The organism is Streptomyces sp. NPDC027672, assembly GCF_055566335.1.
In genome coordinates this window covers 240,001-254,453 of sequence record NZ_JBVHSO010000002.1, presented here as the reverse complement: position 1 = coordinate 254,453, position 14,453 = coordinate 240,001, and the positions used below count along the sequence as shown (strand labels likewise).

Sequence of the window (14,453 nt, the reverse complement as noted above, 5' to 3'; positions counted from 1 at the left end):
GCCCGGCGCGGCCCCCGCGCACCCCGCGCCCCGACCGGCCACCGCCGGTGCCCGCCCGTGAACCCACGACGACGAAAGAGAGACGACATGGACGAGAACACCCGCTACCAGGTGCTGCGCAACGACGAGGAGCAGTACTCCCTCTGGCCCGTCGACATCGACGTGCCCGCCGGCTGGCAGCCCGTCGGCAAGGAGGGCACCGAGGCCGAGTGCTCCGCCTACGTCGACGAGGTCTGGACCGACATGCGGCCCAAGAGCCTGCGCGAGCGCATGGAGAACGCCGGCGCCTGACCGGGCACGCCGCCACACCCGCCGGGCCGGCCACGCGCCGGCCCGGCACCGCCTCCCCCCACGTGCCGCCGTACCGGCGCCCCACCGCCCTCGGCCCCCGCCGCACCGCACCACTCCCCGAGGAGCCCGCCATGACCCCCGTCCTGCGCACCGAACGCCTGGACTTCCTCCCCTACCGGCCCGAACACGAGGACGTCTTCGTCGCCCTGCTGCGCGACGCGGAGGTGTGCCGCTGGATGGGGCAGGACCTCGTGCCCGAACCGCAGCTCCGCGAGCTGTTCCGCGCCATCCTCGACGACGTCTACCCGCGGCGCCGGTTCGACGTGTGGGGGCTGTGGCTCGCGGACGCCTACGTCGGCCACGCCGAGGTGAAGCCGACCGGCAACGTCGACGGCCATGAACTCGTCACCGCGCTCGCCCCCGCGTACTGGGGCCGCGGCCTGGGCGGCGAGGTGGTCCGCGGCCTGCTGGCACACGCCGCCGACAACCTCGGCCTCAGCGAGGCGTACGGCATGGTGGGCGCCGGGAACACCGCCAGCCTGGCCATGTGCCGCCGCCTGGGCTTCCGCCACGTCCGCGACGTCGTCGACGACGACGGCGCGGTCACCAAGCTGCTGGTCATCCCGACCCGGCAGCCCGACGAGGGGACGACCACCGAGGGCGCACCGGTGGTCGGTCAGGCCGAGTCGGCCGATGACCGGCCTGAACCGGCGGTTGACCGGGGCGAGTCGGCCGTCGCCGGGCTGGAACCGGCGCCTGGTCAGCAGGAGTCGGTCATCGCGCTCGATCCAGCGGTTGGTCAGCAGGAGTCGGTCGTCGTGCTCGATCCGGCGGTTGGTCAGCAGGCCAGCGCGCTCGAACCGGCGCTTGGCCGGGCCGAGTCGGCTGTCGGCCGGCGTGAACCGGTGGGCAGCGCCGGTGCGTCGGCGGCTGTCCCCGTTCACTCGGCCGGGCCGGTAGCCGGGCCGCCGGTGGCTTCCGCCGTGGACGCCGCCGGGCCGGCCGCCGCCGAGCACGGTCGCGGCGCGGTGTCCGCCGAGGACGCGGGGTGAGCCGGCCGGCGCCGGGCGACGGCGCGGCCGTGGACACCGGGCGGGCGCCGAGCCTGTGGCGCAACCGCGACTTCACCCTGCTGTGGACCGGGCAGTGCCTGTCCGACCTGGGCGGCGCCATGGTGGACCTGGCGCTGCCGCTGCTGGTCCTCCAGCAGACCGGCTCCCCGGCACGGGCCGGACTCGTCGGCACCGCCGGGCTCGTCACCACCCTGGTGTGCCGGCTGCCGGCCGGTGTCCTCGCCGACCGCTTCGACCGGCGCCGGCTGATGATCGTCTGCGATGTCCTGCGGCTCGCCGGGTACGCCCTGCTCGGCTGGGCCGTCGCCACGGGCGCCGCGAGCCTGCCGGTGATCCTCGCCGTGGTGGTGGCCGGCGCCGCCGCCACGGCCGTGTTCAGCACCGCCGAGCACGCCGCCGTCCGCAACCTGGTCCGCCCCGACCAGCTCACCTCCGCCGTCGCCCGCAACGAGGCGCGCGCCTACGCCGTCTCGCTGACCGGTCCGCCGCTGGGCGGCCTGCTGTTCGGGCTGGGCCGGGCCCTGCCCTTCCTCGGCAACGCGCTCAGCTACCTGCTCTCCCTCGTCGCCGTGTCCCGCATCCGCCGACCCCTCCAGCAGCCCCGGCGGACGGCGGTCCCGGCCGGCGGCGCGTCCGCCACGCAGGGGCTGCGCTTCCTGCTGGCGCATCCGTTCCTGCGCGCGCTGCTGATCATCGCCGCCCCGCTGAACATGGCGTTCACCGGCATGGTCTTCGCCACGACGCTCGCGTTGCGCCGCGCCGGCGCCCCGCCGCTCCTGGTGGGCCTGGCCGGCGCGGTCTTCGCGCTGGGCGGCCTCCTCGGCGCCTTCGCCGCCCCCGCGCTCCAGCGGCGGCTGCCGCTGCCCGCCCTGCTCACCCTGCTGTGCTGGGTGACCGCCGCGCTGATGACGGCCGGCGCGCTGCTCGCCGGCTCGGTCCTGGCCGCCGTACCGCTGGCCGCCGCCGTGTTCCTGGGGCCCACGGCGAACGCGGCCCTCTTCGCCCGCCAGGCCGCCGTCACCCCGGACCACCTGCAAGGCCGCGTGGTCGCCGGTGTGCTGCTCGCCGCCGGGTCGGCCGCCGCTCTCGCTCCCGCGCTGGCCGGCGCGCTGCTGGCCCGCTGGAGCCCGGCACCGGCCATGCTGGTCTTCCCCGTGCTGGTCACCGCCGCCGCGGTGACCGCGACCTTCAGCCGGGGCATCCGGACGACGGACGACTAGGGTCCCCCGTCCGGATCCGGCCGGAGCGGACCCGGCCCGGCCCGGCCGGGCGGTCCCGGCTCCCGTGCACAGGGGCTGCGCGGGCGGCCCGTACGCGCTGTAATGGCGAGGTGGTGAGTGAGGGCGTTGCGGCCGGCGGAACGGGCACGGCGCCGCAGCGTGCCGAAGCCGCCCTCGCCTCGCTGGCGGCCTCCCCGGCCACCCCGGACCGCCTCCGCCGCGTGCTGGAACTGGCGCTGGTGTTCGCCGGGGCGTCCTTCGCCGGGGTGTACACACCCGGTCACGATCCCGCGCTGCTCCGCCTCGCCGAGTCGGCCGGTCTGCCGCGCACCCTGTACGGCCTCCGGGACGGCTACCCGGCGGCCGGCTCCTCCGCGGTCGCCGAGGCGCACCGCACCGGACGGCCGCTCCGCCTCGGCCCGGCGGAACCGGCCGGCGGCCCGGACGCCCGCCGTGTCCCGTCGCCGGACTTCACCCTGGCCGTCCTGCCGCTCGGCGCGGCGGGCGGCGGCTGCCTGCTGGCGGTCGGCGAGCACCCGGGCGGCTTCGGCGCCGGCGACCGGGCCTGCCTGGAACTGATCGCCCGCGCGGTCGCCGTCCCCGCGCCGCCCGCCCCGGGCGACCCCGGCGAGCTGTCCGAGGACGCCTTCAGCCTGGCCATGGACACCGGCCGGGTGGAGGCCGGCGACGCCCTCCTGCGGCTGTTCGGGATCGACCGGGACGCCTTCGACGGCCGGGTGGACACCCTGCTGGGCCGCACGGTGCCCGAGGACCTGCCCACGCTGATGTCCGTGGTCGAGGCCGACCACATGTCCATCGGCGAGCGCGAACTGGAGTTCCGCATCCTGCGGTCCGACGGGCCGCCCAGGTGGCTGCGGCTGCGCGGCCGGCTGCTGCCCGGCGGCCCAGGCCGCTCCGCCCGGCTCGTCGGCACGGTCGTCGACGCCTCCACCGTGCGCTCCGACGCCACCGACGTGGCCCGCGTGCAGCGCCTGGCCGCCGCCCTCGCCACCGCCGGCACCGTCAAGGACGTCGGCCGGGCCGTCGTCGCCGCACTGCGGGAGCCCCTGCGGGCCGACCGGGTCGCCCTGGCCGAACTGGAGAACGACCGGCTGGTCGTCACCGTCCTCGACCCGCCCGAACCCGAGGCCTGGCCCGAGGTGTGGCGCAGCGAATGGCGCACCGAGTGGCCGGACGCGCCGGTGCGCGCCATGCCCACCCTGGCCGCCGCGCTGCGCGCGGGCCGGGCCAGGATCTGGCCCGCCGGGTCCGCGCTGGAGCCCGCTCTCGCCGGGGTCGGCCCGGGCGGCCTCGCCGTCCTGCCGCTGCCCGCCGGCAGCCGTATGGCCGGCGCCTGCCTGGTCGGCTGGGACCGCCCGCACGACTTCGCCCCCGACGAACGCGCCCTGCTGACCGCCTGCGCCGGACTGACCGGTCAGGCCCTGCTGCGCGCCCACGCCTTCGACGCCGAACACGAACTGGTCGGCATGCTCCAGCGCTCCCTGCTGCCCCGCCGGCTGCCCCGGCTGGCCGGCGGGGCCGCCGTCGCCCGCTACCTGCCCACCACGGCCGGCCTGGAGGTCGGCGGCGACTGGTACGACGTGATCCCGCTCGCCGACCACCACGTGGCCCTCGTCATCGGCGACGTCCAGGGCCACAACGCGAGCGCCGCCGCCCTGATGGGCCAGATGCGCACCGCGCTGCGCGCCTACGCGGCGGAGGGACACGCCCCGGACGTGGTCGTCTCCCGCGCCAACCGGCTGCTGCTGGACATGGAGACCGACCTCTTCGCCACCTGCGGCTACGTCGACGTCGACATGGAGGAGGGCACCGCCTGGTGCGTACGCGCCGGCCATCCGCAGCCGGTGCTGCGCCACCCGGACGGCCGCGCCGAGATCCTGCGCACGGAGGGCGGCCCGCCGCTCGGCGTGCTCGCCGAGGCCGAGTTCCCGATGACCCCGCTGCGGCTGCGGCCGGGCACCGTGCTCGCGCTGACCACCGACGGCTTGGTGGAGTCGCCCGGCTCCGACCTGGACACCGGCATGGACCGGCTGGCCCGTGCGCTGGCCGCCGCCGACCCCGCCCACCTGGACCTGGCCGCCGACGCCCTGCTGGCCGGCGCCCACCGCGGCGACGACGTGGCCCTGCTGCTGATGCGCTACGACGGCCTGGCCGTACGTCCGCTGCGGGAGAGCTGGACGGTGTGGCGGGTGCCGGAGGCGGTCCGCCACGCCCGCCGCTTCACCCGGCGCACCCTGCGCGCCTGGGGCATGCCGCAGGACACGGTGGACGCGGCCCTGCTGGCCGTCTCCGAACTCGTCACCAACGCGCTGGTGCATACCGGGGGCCCGGTACGCCTCGACCTCACCCTGGTCAACCACCGGCTGCGGCTGGCCGTCGCCGACTCCTCGCCGCGCAGCCCGGTCAAACTCGCCGGCATCGGCTGGGAGGCCACCGGGGGCCGGGGAATCCTGCTGGTGGAGGCCGTGTCCGAGGCCTGGGGCACGGTCCCGGTCAGCGGCGGCAAACAGGTGTGGGCGGACCTCGTGCCCGGCGGCTGACCCGCCACTCGGGTACGGGTACGGCCGGTTCCGGCAGGTCGCCGGGGGCCCGCCCGCCGGCACTGCCCTAAGGTCGGTTGGCGTGTCGCACACCTTCGAAGAACTGGTCGCCAAGCAGCGCGCGGCCGACGCAGCCCAGCTCCAGGTCCAGGAACTGCGGGACGCCTACGGCCCGCCGGCCGAGCGCCGCATGACGGGCGTCCAGTCGGGCACCTACGAGACCGCCCTGCGGGCCTGGCGCGACCTGGCCCGCGATGTCCAGACGGCGGTGAGCGAGTACGCCAAGCAGACGGGCCGGCCCCGGGCCGAGGTGGAGGCGGAGGTGGAACGCGCGGCCTCGGACACCGGCGACTGACCGCCGGCCCCGCCCTGGTGCGCCGCCGGCCCCGTCTCGGTGCGCCGTCCGCCGGTCAGCCGGTGCGCCGGGGCGGACGTGCGGACGGCCGTGCAGGCATCCGGCGGGCCGCGCCGGGTACCCGGCGGACATGAACAATGCCATGTACCAAGCGGCCTCGGGCGCCCAGGTCTTCGGATACGCGCTGATCCTGATCGCCGGAGTGGCCTGCGTCGTGGGGATCATCTACGCCTTCCGGCTGGGCATCAAGGTGCGCGAGCGCGAGCCCGCGCCGCCGCGCCCGGAGGAGCAGCCCAAGATGCCGGCGGGGGGCCCGGTGCGCGAGACCCGTGAGGTCCGTGAGCCCGGCGAGGTGCCCCGGGCCGCCGACGGGAGCGACCGCCTCACGCCGCACGAGCTGGGCAACGTCGGCACCAAGCGCGCCGACGACCAGCAGCGGCCGCGCTGGTCGTCGGGTTCGAGCGGCTCCTTCGGCAGTGGCGGCGGCGGCCGCACCTGACCGGCACCGGACGCGCCCGCGGCCACGCGGTGCCGGGCCCGCGGACCTCGCGGCCCGGCCCGGACGGCGGGGGCGTCATCACGCGCGGTGAGGACTGACGCCCTGCGTCCGACCGCCGGTCCCCGGCAGCCGGGGACCGGCGGTCAGACGCGGGTCCGGGCGAGCAGGGCCGCGATCTCGTCGGCCGTGCCGGTCTCGCCGAGCCGCGGGAAGATCCGCTCCACACTGTTGGCGTGCGCCTCGGCGTCGGCGTCGGCCATGGCGTCCGTGGCGAGGGTGACGTGATAGCCCCGGGCGTAGGCGTCGCGGGCGGTGGACTCCACGCCGATGCTGGTGGCGATCCCGGTCAGCACGATCTGCGTGATGCCCCGGCGGCGCAACTGGTCGTCGAGGTCGGTGCCGTGGAAGGCGCTCCAGTTGTGCTTGGTGACCCGGATGTCGCCGGGGTGGCCGGACAGCTCGTCCACGACGAGGTCCCAGCCCTCCGGGAAGGCGAGCCCGCGCGCCTGACGCTCGGTGCGGCCGGGCACGGCGTCACCGCCGTCGGCCGCGAAGGAGACCCGGACCAGGACCACGGGCAGGCCGTGGGTGCGGAAGGCGTCGGCGAGCGCGGCGGTCCGGGAGACGACCTCCGGGCCCGGCAGGGGCTGGGTGGGCATGGCCACGATGCCGTTCTGGAGGTCGATCGCGACGAGGGCGGTACGGGGGTCGAGCGTGGTGAGCGACATGCGTCGGTCAGGCCTTTCCTGTGGTTCGGGGGAGACGCCGCGGTGGCGGCGCAGGCGCGCGGCGGCCCACCGGCCGCGTCCCGGCGGGCACGCGCCGGTGTCAGGGCCGGGACAGCCGGTCCAGCAGCTCCAGCGCCGTGCGGACCGTCTGCCGTTCCTCCTCGGTGTAGCGGTCCTGGAAGGCGCGGGCCAGCCACTCCTCGCGCACCTGCCGGTTGCCCTCGGTGCGGGCCCGGCCGGCGTCGGTCAGGGTGACGAGCTGGCGGCGGCCGTCGTCGGGGTCGGGCGCCCGGCGGACCAGCCCGTGCTGCTCCAGGGCGGCGAGCGTGCTGGCCATGGACTGCGGGCGCACACCCTCGGCGGCGGCGAGCGCGCTGGCCGTGGCCGCGCCGTGCTTGCCGACCAGGGTGAGCGCCGACTCCTGCGAAGGGCTGAGGCCGGCGTCCCGCCCGACCTCGCGGATGCGGCGCCGCAGTCTGCTGAAGACCACGCGCAGGTCACGCGCGGCGTGGGCGGCGGAGTCGGAGATGTCGGCCATGGACGCCAAGACTAGGACCGACAGGCCAGACTGTCCAGTTGAGCCTGTTCAGTCCAGCCTGTTCAGCCTGCCTGTCCCTTTCACGGTGCGGCGCCCCGGGTACCTGCCTGTCCCTTTCGCCGTGCGGCGCCCCGGGTACCTGCCTGTCCCTTTTACGGTGCGGCGCACCGGGTACTCGCCCGGCCCGGACAGTGCGGTACGTCGGTGAACCCAGGGAGCGCAGATGACCCCTCCGGACAGCTCCGGCCTGGAGGCGGCCCTCCACGCCGAGGTGGACGGCGAAGTCCGCTTCGACGCGGGCAGCCGCGGCGCCTACGCCACGGACGGTTCCAACTACCGTCAGCCCCCGCTCGGCGTCGTCGTGCCCCGCACCGTGGAGGCGGGCGCCCGGGCCGTGTCGGTGTGCGCGCGCTTCGACGCCCCCGTCCTGTCCCGGGGCGGCGGCACCAGCCTGGCGGGACAGACCACCAACGCCGCCGTGGTGATCGACTGGAGCAAGTACTGCACCGGTGTCCTCTCCGTCGACGCCGAGCGGCGCACCTGCGTGGTGGAGCCCGGCATCGTCCTGGACGAACTCAACCGACACCTGGCCCGCCACCGGCTCCAGTTCGGCCCGAAGCCGTCCACCCACAGCCACTGCGCGCTCGGCGGCATGATCGGCAACAACTCCTGCGGCGCCTCCGCCCAGGCGTACGGCAAGACCGTCGACAACGTCCGCCGCCTGGAGATCCTCACCTACGACGGACAGCGCGCCTGGGTCGGCCCCACCCCGCCCGACGAGCGGGCCCGGATCATCGCGGGCGGCGGCCGGCTCGCCGGGATCTACGCCGGCCTCGACCGCATCGCCACCGAGTACCTGGCCGACATCCGCCGCGGCTACCCGAAGATCCCGCGCCGCGTCTCCGGCTACAACCTGGACTCGCTGCTGCCCGAGAACGGCTTCGACGTGGCCAAGGCGCTCGTCGGCAGCGAGGGCACCCTGGTGACCGTGCTGCGCGCCGAGATCGACCTCGTGCCCGTGCCGCCGTACCAGTCGCTGCTCGTCCTCGGCTACGACGACATCTGCGCCGCCGCCGACGACGTGCCCCGCCTGCTGGAGCACGGCAACCCCACCCAACTGGAGGCCCTGGACGGCCGGATGGCCCAGCTGATGCGCGAGGAGGGCGCCTACCTGGACTCGCTCGCCATCCTGCCCGAGGGCGACAGCTGGCTGATGGTGCAGTACAGCGGCGACAGCCAGGAGGCCGTCGACGAACAGGCGCACGCGCTGCTGCACGCCCTCGGCCGCCAGGAGGCGGACGCGGACGTCGCCTTCTCCGACGACCCCGAACGCGAGCAGAAGATGCTCCGGGCCCGCGAGGCCGGACTCGGCGTGACCGCCCGCCCGCCGGACGACCGGGAGACCTGGGAGGGCTGGGAGGACTCCGCCGTACCGCCCGAACGGCTCGGCGACTATCTGCGCGACCTCAGGGCGCTGTTCGAGGAGTTCGACTACGACCACCCCTCGCTGTACGGCCACTTCGGGCAGGGCTGCGTCCACACCCGCATCCCGTTCGGGCTGCGCACCGCCGAAGGCGTGGCCCGCTTCAGGCGGTTCCTGGAACGCGCCGCCGACCTCGTCGCCTCCTACGGCGGCTCGCTGTCCGGCGAGCACGGCGACGGCCAGTCCCGGGGCGAGCTGCTCACCCGGATGTTCGGGGCCCGGCTGGTGACCGCCTTCGGCGAGCTGAAGGAGCTGTTCGACCCCGGCGGCCGGATGAACCCCGGCAAGATCGTCCACCCCCACCCGGTCGACGGACAGCTACGCCTCGGCCCCACGTGGCGGCCCGCCGCCCCCGCCACCCACTTCGGCTTCCCCGAGGACGACCACTCCTTCGACCGCGCGGTGCTGCGCTGCGTCGGCATCGGCAACTGCCGCGGCCACTCCGGCGGCGTCATGTGCCCGTCCTACCGGGCCACCAGGGAGGAGGAGCACTCCACCCGCGGCCGGGCCCGGCTGCTGTTCGAGATGCTCGGCGGGCACGCCGACTCCGCGATCCGGGACGGCTGGCGCTCCACCGCCGTACGCGACGCCCTCGACCTCTGCCTGGCCTGCAAGGGCTGCAAGTCCGACTGCCCGACCGGGGTCGACATGGCCACGCTCAAGGCGGAGTTCACGGCGCACCACTACGCGGGCCGGCCGCGTCCCCCGGCCCACTACTCCATGGGCTGGCTCCCGCTGTGGGCCCGGCTGTCGCGCACCGCCCCGGGGCTGGTCAACGCCGCGCTGCACGCGCCCGGTTTGGCCGGCCTCGGCAAGCGGCTCGCCGGCGTCGACGCGGCCCGCACCGCACCCGTGTTCGCCGGGGAGTCCTTCGTCCAGTGGTGGCGGGCCCGCGGCCGGCCGGAACCGGACCCGGCCGACCCCCGCACGGTGGTGCTCTGGCCGGACACCTTCAGCACCTACTTCCACCCCGCCGTCGCGCAGTCGGCCGTCCGCGTCCTGGAGGACGCCGGTTTCCGGGTCGCCGTCCCCACCGAGCCGGTGTGCTGCGGCCTGACCTGGATCTCCACCGGCCAGCTCACCGTCGCCAAGCGGGTGCTGACCCGCACCCTGAACGTGCTGCGGCCCTACCTGGAGGCCGGTACGCCGGTCATCGGCCTGGAACCGTCCTGCACGGCCGTCTTCCGCTCCGACGCGCCCGAACTCCTGCCCGGCGACCAGGACGTGGAGCGGCTGGCCGGACAGGTCCGCACCTTCGCCGAACACCTGGTCCGGCACGCCCCCGACGGCTGGCGGCCGCCCCGGCTCGCCCGGCGGGCAACCGTCCAGACCCACTGCCACCAGCACGCCGTCCTGAAGTTCGACGCCGACCGCGAACTGATGCGCCGCGCCCACCTCGACGCCGAGGTGCTGGACGAGGGCTGCTGCGGTCTCGCCGGCAACTTCGGCTTCGAACGCGGTCATTACGACGTCTCCATGGCCGTCGCCGAACAGGGCGTCCTGCCCGCCGTCCGCGGCGCGGCACCCGACAGCCTCGTCCTCGCCGACGGCTTCAGCTGCCGCACCCAGATCGAACAGGGCGGCACCGGCCGGCGCGCGCTGCACCTCGCCGAGGTGCTGGCGCTCGGCCTCGCCGGCGACCTGCCCGGCGACCACCCGGAGCGCCTGGCCACCCGCCCCGCCCGGCCGTCCCGTACGGCACGCTGGGCGACGACCGCCTCGGTGGCCGCCGCCGGCGCCGGCGGCGGCCACCGAGGCCGGACTGCGGCGGCGCGGGAGGTGACCATGGACGACCAGCCGGCCGTCGACGCCGTCGACACCGCCGTCTACACCGTGCCCACCGACGGCCCCGAGGCGGATGGCACGCTCGCCTGGGACAAGACCACCCTCGTCCTGGTCACCGTACGCTCCGGCGCGGCCACCGGACTCGGCTACACCTACGGCGCCGCCGCCACCGCCCACCTGGTGCGCGAACTGCTCGCCGGCACCGTCACCGGCCTGTCCGCCTGGGACGTGCCGCGCGCCAACGAGCTGATGTGCCGCGCCGTGCGCAACGCCGGACTGCCGGGCCTCGCCGCCCAGGCCGTCGCAGCCGTCGACATCGCCCTGTGGGACCTCAAGGCCCGCCTGCTCGGCCTGCCCCTCGTCCGCCTGCTCGGCGCCGCCCGCGACGACGTGCCGGTCTACGGCAGCGGCGGCTTCACCACCTACGACGCCGCCCGGCAGGAACGCCAGGTGCGCGGCTGGACCGAGGAACAGGGCATCCCCCGCGTCAAGATCAAGATCGGGGAGTCGTGGGGCACCCGGCAGGGCCGCGACCTCGAACGCGTCGCCCGCGCCCGGGCCGCCATCGGCGACACGGCCGAGCTGTACGTCGACGCCAACGGCGGCTACACCGGCGGACAGGCGGTACGCGTCGCGGGCGCGCTCGCCGACCAGGGCGTCACCTGGTTCGAGGAACCCGTCTCCTCCGACCACCTCGCCCTCCTCGCCGACCTCCGCTGCCGGACCCCGCTCGACATCGCCGCCGGCGAATACGGCTACACCCTCGCCTACTTCGGGCACATGCTGGCCGCGGGCGCCGTCGACTGCCTCCAGGCCGACGTCACCCGGTGCGGCGGCATCACCGTCTGGCTGCGCGCCGCCGGGCTCGCCCACGCGCGCGGGCTGGACGTCTCCGGGCACTGCGCGCCCCACGCCCACGCCCACGCGGCGGCCGCCGTGCCCAACCTGCGCCACCTGGAGTGGTTCCACGACCACGTCCGCATCGAACGGCTCCTGTTCGACGGCGCCCTCGACCCCGGCGGCGGCAGCGTCACGCCGGGCGCCGACGGAGCACCCGGACTCGGCCTGACCCTCGCCGCCGAGCGCGCGGCACCGTACCGGGTGCAGTGAGGAAGACCCCGTTGACCAAGGAGAGGACCATGCCCCCCACCGTCGTCATCACCGGCGCCAGCGCCGGCATCGGCCGGGCCACCGCCCGCCTGTACGCCCGGCGCGGCGCCGACGTCGTCCTGGTCGCGCGCGGCGAGGGCGGCCTCGAAGCGGCGGCCGACGAGGTCGCGGCGCTCGGCGGACGGCCCCTGGTCCAGGCGGCCGACGCGGCCGACCCGGAGCGGCTGGAGGCCGTCGCCGAGGCCGCGGAACAGGCGTTCGGCCCGATCGACGTCTGGATCAACTGCGCGTTCTCCACGGTGTTCGCGCCGTTCGACGAGATCAACGCCGAGGAGTTCAAACGGGTCACCGAGGTCACCTACCTCGGCTTCGTCAACGGCACCCGCACCGCCCTGCGGCGCATGCTGCCCCGCGACCGCGGCACCATCGTGCAGGTCGGCTCCGCGCTCGGCGAGCGCTCCATCCCGCTGCAGTCGGCGTACTGCGGGGCCAAGCACGCGATCAACGGCTTCACCTCCTCGCTGCGCACCGAACTGCTGCACCGGGGGAGCAACGTGCACGTCACCGTCGCCCAGATGCCGGCCGTCAACACGCCCCAGTTCCAGTGGGTGCGCTCCCGGCTCTCCAAGCACCCGATGCCGGTCCCGCCGATCTACCAGCCCGAGGTCGCCGCCCGGGGCGTGCTCTACGCGGCGGACCACCCGCACCGCAAGCAGTACTACGTCGGCGCCTCCACCGCCGCCACGCTCTGGGCCAACCGGTTCGCGCCGGCGCTGCTCGACCGCTACCTGGCCCGCACCGGCTTCGACTCCCAGCAGACCGACAGCGTCCCGCCGGCCCACCTGGACAACCTCTTCGAGCCCGTCGACCGCTCACCCGCCGACGACCAGGGCGCGCACGGCGCCTTCGACGACATCTCCCACGCCCGCTCCTGGCAGGAGACCCTGGTCCGGCACCCGGCCGCCACCGCCGCCGTCCTCGGCGCGGGCACCGCCACCGTGCTGGCCACCGTACGCGGCCTGCGCCGCCGCACCGCGTAGGCTCCGCACGTGCGCCTCCTGCTGCTGTCCGACACACACCTGCCCAAGCGGGCCAAGCGGCTCCCGGAGCAGGTGCTCGCCGAACTCCCGCACGCGGACGCCGTCCTCCACGCCGGCGACTGGGTGGACACCGCCACCCTGGACCTGCTGGAGAGCCGCAGCCGCCGGTTGATCGCCGTCTACGGCAACAACGACGGCCCCGACCTGCGCGCCCGGCTGCCCGAGGTGGCCTACGCCGAACTGGGCGGCCTGCGCTTCGGCGTCGTCCACGAGACCGGCCCCGCCCAGGGCCGCGAGGCCCGCTGCGCGGCCCGCTTCCCGGACCTGGACGTCCTGGTCTTCGGACACAGCCACATCCCCTGGGACACCACCGCCCCCGGCGGACTGCGCCTGCTCAACCCCGGCTCGCCGACGGACCGCCGCCGCCAGCCGCACTGCACCTACCTGACGGCGACGGCCGCCGGCGGAGCGCTCACCGACGTGACCCTGCACCGGCTGCCGCGGCCGTAGCACCGCCCGGCCACCGCAGCGGCTGTGCGACCATGCCGGAATGATCACCGGCACCGGCATACCCCCCGTCGTCCCCGCGGGCCGCATGGCCGGCCGCCCACAGCCCGTCCTCGACCTGCCGGACGGCGGCCCGCAACTCAGGCCCTGGCGGCCCGAGGACGCCCCGGAGTCCTAGCCCAGACACCAGGGAACAAGTAACCCGCCAGTAGGTTTCGGCCCTAGCCCTTCGATCCAAAGGCGCCTGTGACCAGCGGAACGGGGAAGGCCTTCGACATCTCCCAGGTCGGAAGCCCCTTGGTTTTGAAGCCCGGGTGGCTTGCTACGGGGTCTCGGTCCCGAGGGCGTTGACGCGGTTCGCGTACTCGCGGCGGGCCTTGCGCTGGGCAGGGATTGCCGAGGGGACGTCGAGCGGCTGGCAGCGGCCGAGGAGTTGGCTGTGGACCAAGGGCGCCGCGGTGACGCGAAGTGTGTAGCCCTGGCCACGCCGTACGGTCACGCCCTGGTCGAGCGCGGCCCGCTCGGCGGGCTCCAGTCCGGCCGCGCGCAGGAAGTCGGCGACCTTGCCCGGCATGTCGAGGGTGACCGGCAACTCCGGGGCGGGAACATCCTCCTCGATGGCGGTGTGCTCGGGCATGAGGTCGGCGACGGCGGTACGGATGGCACCGCGGCTGACGTGGTGGTCGCGGGCCAGACCGGCGATGGACCGGCCGCCCAGGTACCCGGCGCGCACGGCGGTGGCCTTCGCGGCCGTGACGGCGGGGCGGCGCCCGCCCTTGTTGCCCTTGGCCTCGGCGGCCCGCAGTCCGTCGTAGGTCAGCTCCCGCTGGAGGTCGCGCTGGAGTTCGCCGGCGGCGGCGAGGGTCTGCACCATGAACTTCACGGTGGACAGCAGTTCCCCGGTGCGCGGGTGGCGGGCGGTGAGGTCCATGGCGGAGAACGCGCCGTCGTGGATCCGCAAGGCGAGACGGTCGCGGTGGAAAATGTCGAGCACGTCGAGGATGTGCCCGGTGCCGCGCACGAGGCGGAACATCTCGGAGATGTGCACGGTGTCACCCGGCCGCGCATACGTGAGCAGCTCGCCGAACTTCGGCCGCTGAAGCGGGTGGAGGCGGCTGGAGGTGCCGGCGTCCTCCTCGAAGACGACCGGGTCCTCGATCCCGGCCTCGTCCAGGACGAGGTTCTGACGGTCGGTCGACTGCTGGTCGGTCGACACCCGCTTGTAGACCAGGTTGGCCATGCCGCTCCCCGCTGTGGTGGTCG

Annotated in this window: 13 protein-coding genes and 1 pseudogene; 11 read left to right on the top strand and 3 right to left on the bottom strand. The window is 75.4% G+C overall.

The genetic code is table 11. From position 1 onward, the window contains the following. Positions 1 to 87: 87 nt before the first annotated feature. The 6 genes from ACZ4SV_RS05645 to ACZ4SV_RS05620 all read left to right on the top strand — a co-directional run bounded on the left by ACZ4SV_RS05645 (position 88) and on the right by ACZ4SV_RS05620 (position 5,999). Positions 88 to 291: an MbtH family protein gene (locus ACZ4SV_RS05645; protein ID WP_392825278.1), complete on the top strand. Its 204-nt coding sequence runs from the start codon at positions 88 to 90 to the stop codon at positions 289 to 291. Positions 292 to 422: 131 nt separating this feature from the next. Then, a complete protein-coding gene (locus ACZ4SV_RS05640) occupies positions 423 to 1,343 on the top strand; it encodes a GNAT family N-acetyltransferase (RefSeq protein ID WP_468001661.1) in 921 nt (306 codons plus the stop codon). Next, complete coding sequence (locus ACZ4SV_RS05635) at positions 1,340 to 2,584, top strand: MFS transporter (protein WP_397945479.1); 1,245 nt, start codon at positions 1,340 to 1,342, stop codon at positions 2,582 to 2,584. Before ACZ4SV_RS05640 ends, ACZ4SV_RS05635 begins: the two co-directional genes overlap by 4 nt. Positions 2,585 to 2,697: 113 nt before the next feature. After that, positions 2,698 to 5,145, top strand: coding sequence for a SpoIIE family protein phosphatase (locus tag ACZ4SV_RS05630; RefSeq protein WP_468001659.1), 2,448 nt, complete (start codon positions 2,698 to 2,700; stop codon positions 5,143 to 5,145). Between the two features lie 82 nt (positions 5,146 to 5,227). Next, positions 5,228 to 5,500, top strand: coding sequence for a hypothetical protein (locus tag ACZ4SV_RS05625; protein WP_365880035.1), 273 nt, complete (start codon positions 5,228 to 5,230; stop codon positions 5,498 to 5,500). A gap of 130 nt (positions 5,501 to 5,630) precedes the next feature. Next, positions 5,631 to 5,999: a DUF6479 family protein gene (locus tag ACZ4SV_RS05620; RefSeq protein WP_365941632.1), complete on the top strand. Its 369-nt coding sequence runs from the start codon at positions 5,631 to 5,633 to the stop codon at positions 5,997 to 5,999. 143 nt (positions 6,000 to 6,142) lie between these two features. Here ACZ4SV_RS05620 and ACZ4SV_RS05615 read toward each other — a convergent pair whose 3' ends face one another. Next, complete coding sequence (locus tag ACZ4SV_RS05615) at positions 6,143 to 6,727, bottom strand: isochorismatase family protein (RefSeq protein ID WP_468001656.1); 585 nt, start codon at positions 6,725 to 6,727, stop codon at positions 6,143 to 6,145. Between the two features lie 100 nt (positions 6,728 to 6,827). Beyond that, the gene (locus ACZ4SV_RS05610) at positions 6,828 to 7,265 is read right to left on the bottom strand and encodes a MarR family winged helix-turn-helix transcriptional regulator (protein WP_365880029.1); all 438 of its coding nucleotides are present in this window, start codon (positions 7,263 to 7,265) and stop codon (positions 6,828 to 6,830) included. A gap of 223 nt (positions 7,266 to 7,488) precedes the next feature. Between ACZ4SV_RS05610 and ACZ4SV_RS05605 the strand changes: the two are divergent. The 5 genes and pseudogenes from ACZ4SV_RS05605 to ACZ4SV_RS05585 form a co-directional block, all read left to right on the top strand. Then, a pseudogene (locus ACZ4SV_RS05605) lies at positions 7,489 to 10,509 on the top strand (FAD-binding and (Fe-S)-binding domain-containing protein); the annotation flags it as partial. Positions 10,510 to 10,533: 24 nt separating this feature from the next. Next, positions 10,534 to 11,643 (top strand): enolase C-terminal domain-like protein, encoded by a 1,110-nt coding sequence (locus ACZ4SV_RS05600; protein WP_468002479.1) that lies wholly within the window; start codon positions 10,534 to 10,536, stop codon positions 11,641 to 11,643. 29 nt (positions 11,644 to 11,672) lie between these two features. Further along, positions 11,673 to 12,683, top strand: coding sequence for an SDR family oxidoreductase (locus ACZ4SV_RS05595; RefSeq protein WP_468001653.1), 1,011 nt, complete (start codon positions 11,673 to 11,675; stop codon positions 12,681 to 12,683). 9 nt (positions 12,684 to 12,692) lie between these two features. Then, positions 12,693 to 13,193: a metallophosphoesterase family protein gene (locus ACZ4SV_RS05590; protein WP_468001651.1), complete on the top strand. Its 501-nt coding sequence runs from the start codon at positions 12,693 to 12,695 to the stop codon at positions 13,191 to 13,193. Between the two features lie 40 nt (positions 13,194 to 13,233). Then, positions 13,234 to 13,368, top strand: a complete 135-nt coding sequence (locus tag ACZ4SV_RS05585; RefSeq protein WP_468001649.1) for a hypothetical protein — start codon at positions 13,234 to 13,236, stop codon at positions 13,366 to 13,368. A 144-nt stretch (positions 13,369 to 13,512) separates the two neighbouring features. Here the strand turns inward: ACZ4SV_RS05585 and ACZ4SV_RS05580 are convergent, their stop codons facing one another. Continuing rightward, complete coding sequence (locus ACZ4SV_RS05580; protein ID WP_468001647.1) at positions 13,513 to 14,430, bottom strand: recombinase family protein; 918 nt, start codon at positions 14,428 to 14,430, stop codon at positions 13,513 to 13,515. Positions 14,431 to 14,453: the final 23 nt, after the last annotated feature.

Bases quoted from the DNA above. Each gene is read 5' to 3' on its own strand.
- ACZ4SV_RS05645 (WP_392825278.1), top strand. From the start codon at position 88: ATGGACGAGAACACCCGCTACCAGGTGCTGCGCAACGACGAGGAGCAG.
- ACZ4SV_RS05640 (WP_468001661.1), top strand. From the start codon at position 423: ATGACCCCCGTCCTGCGCACCGAACGCCTGGACTTCCTCCCCTACCGG.
- ACZ4SV_RS05620 (WP_365941632.1), top strand. From the start codon at position 5,631: ATGAACAATGCCATGTACCAAGCGGCCTCGGGCGCCCAGGTCTTCGGA.
- ACZ4SV_RS05615 (WP_468001656.1), bottom strand. From the start codon at position 6,727: ATGTCGCTCACCACGCTCGACCCCCGTACCGCCCTCGTCGCGATCGAC.
- ACZ4SV_RS05610 (WP_365880029.1), bottom strand. From the start codon at position 7,265: ATGGCCGACATCTCCGACTCCGCCGCCCACGCCGCGCGTGACCTGCGC.
- ACZ4SV_RS05600 (WP_468002479.1), top strand. From the start codon at position 10,534: ATGGACGACCAGCCGGCCGTCGACGCCGTCGACACCGCCGTCTACACC.
- ACZ4SV_RS05595 (WP_468001653.1), top strand. From the start codon at position 11,673: ATGCCCCCCACCGTCGTCATCACCGGCGCCAGCGCCGGCATCGGCCGG.
- ACZ4SV_RS05585 (WP_468001649.1), top strand. From the start codon at position 13,234: ATGATCACCGGCACCGGCATACCCCCCGTCGTCCCCGCGGGCCGCATG.
- ACZ4SV_RS05580 (WP_468001647.1), bottom strand. From the start codon at position 14,430: ATGGCCAACCTGGTCTACAAGCGGGTGTCGACCGACCAGCAGTCGACC.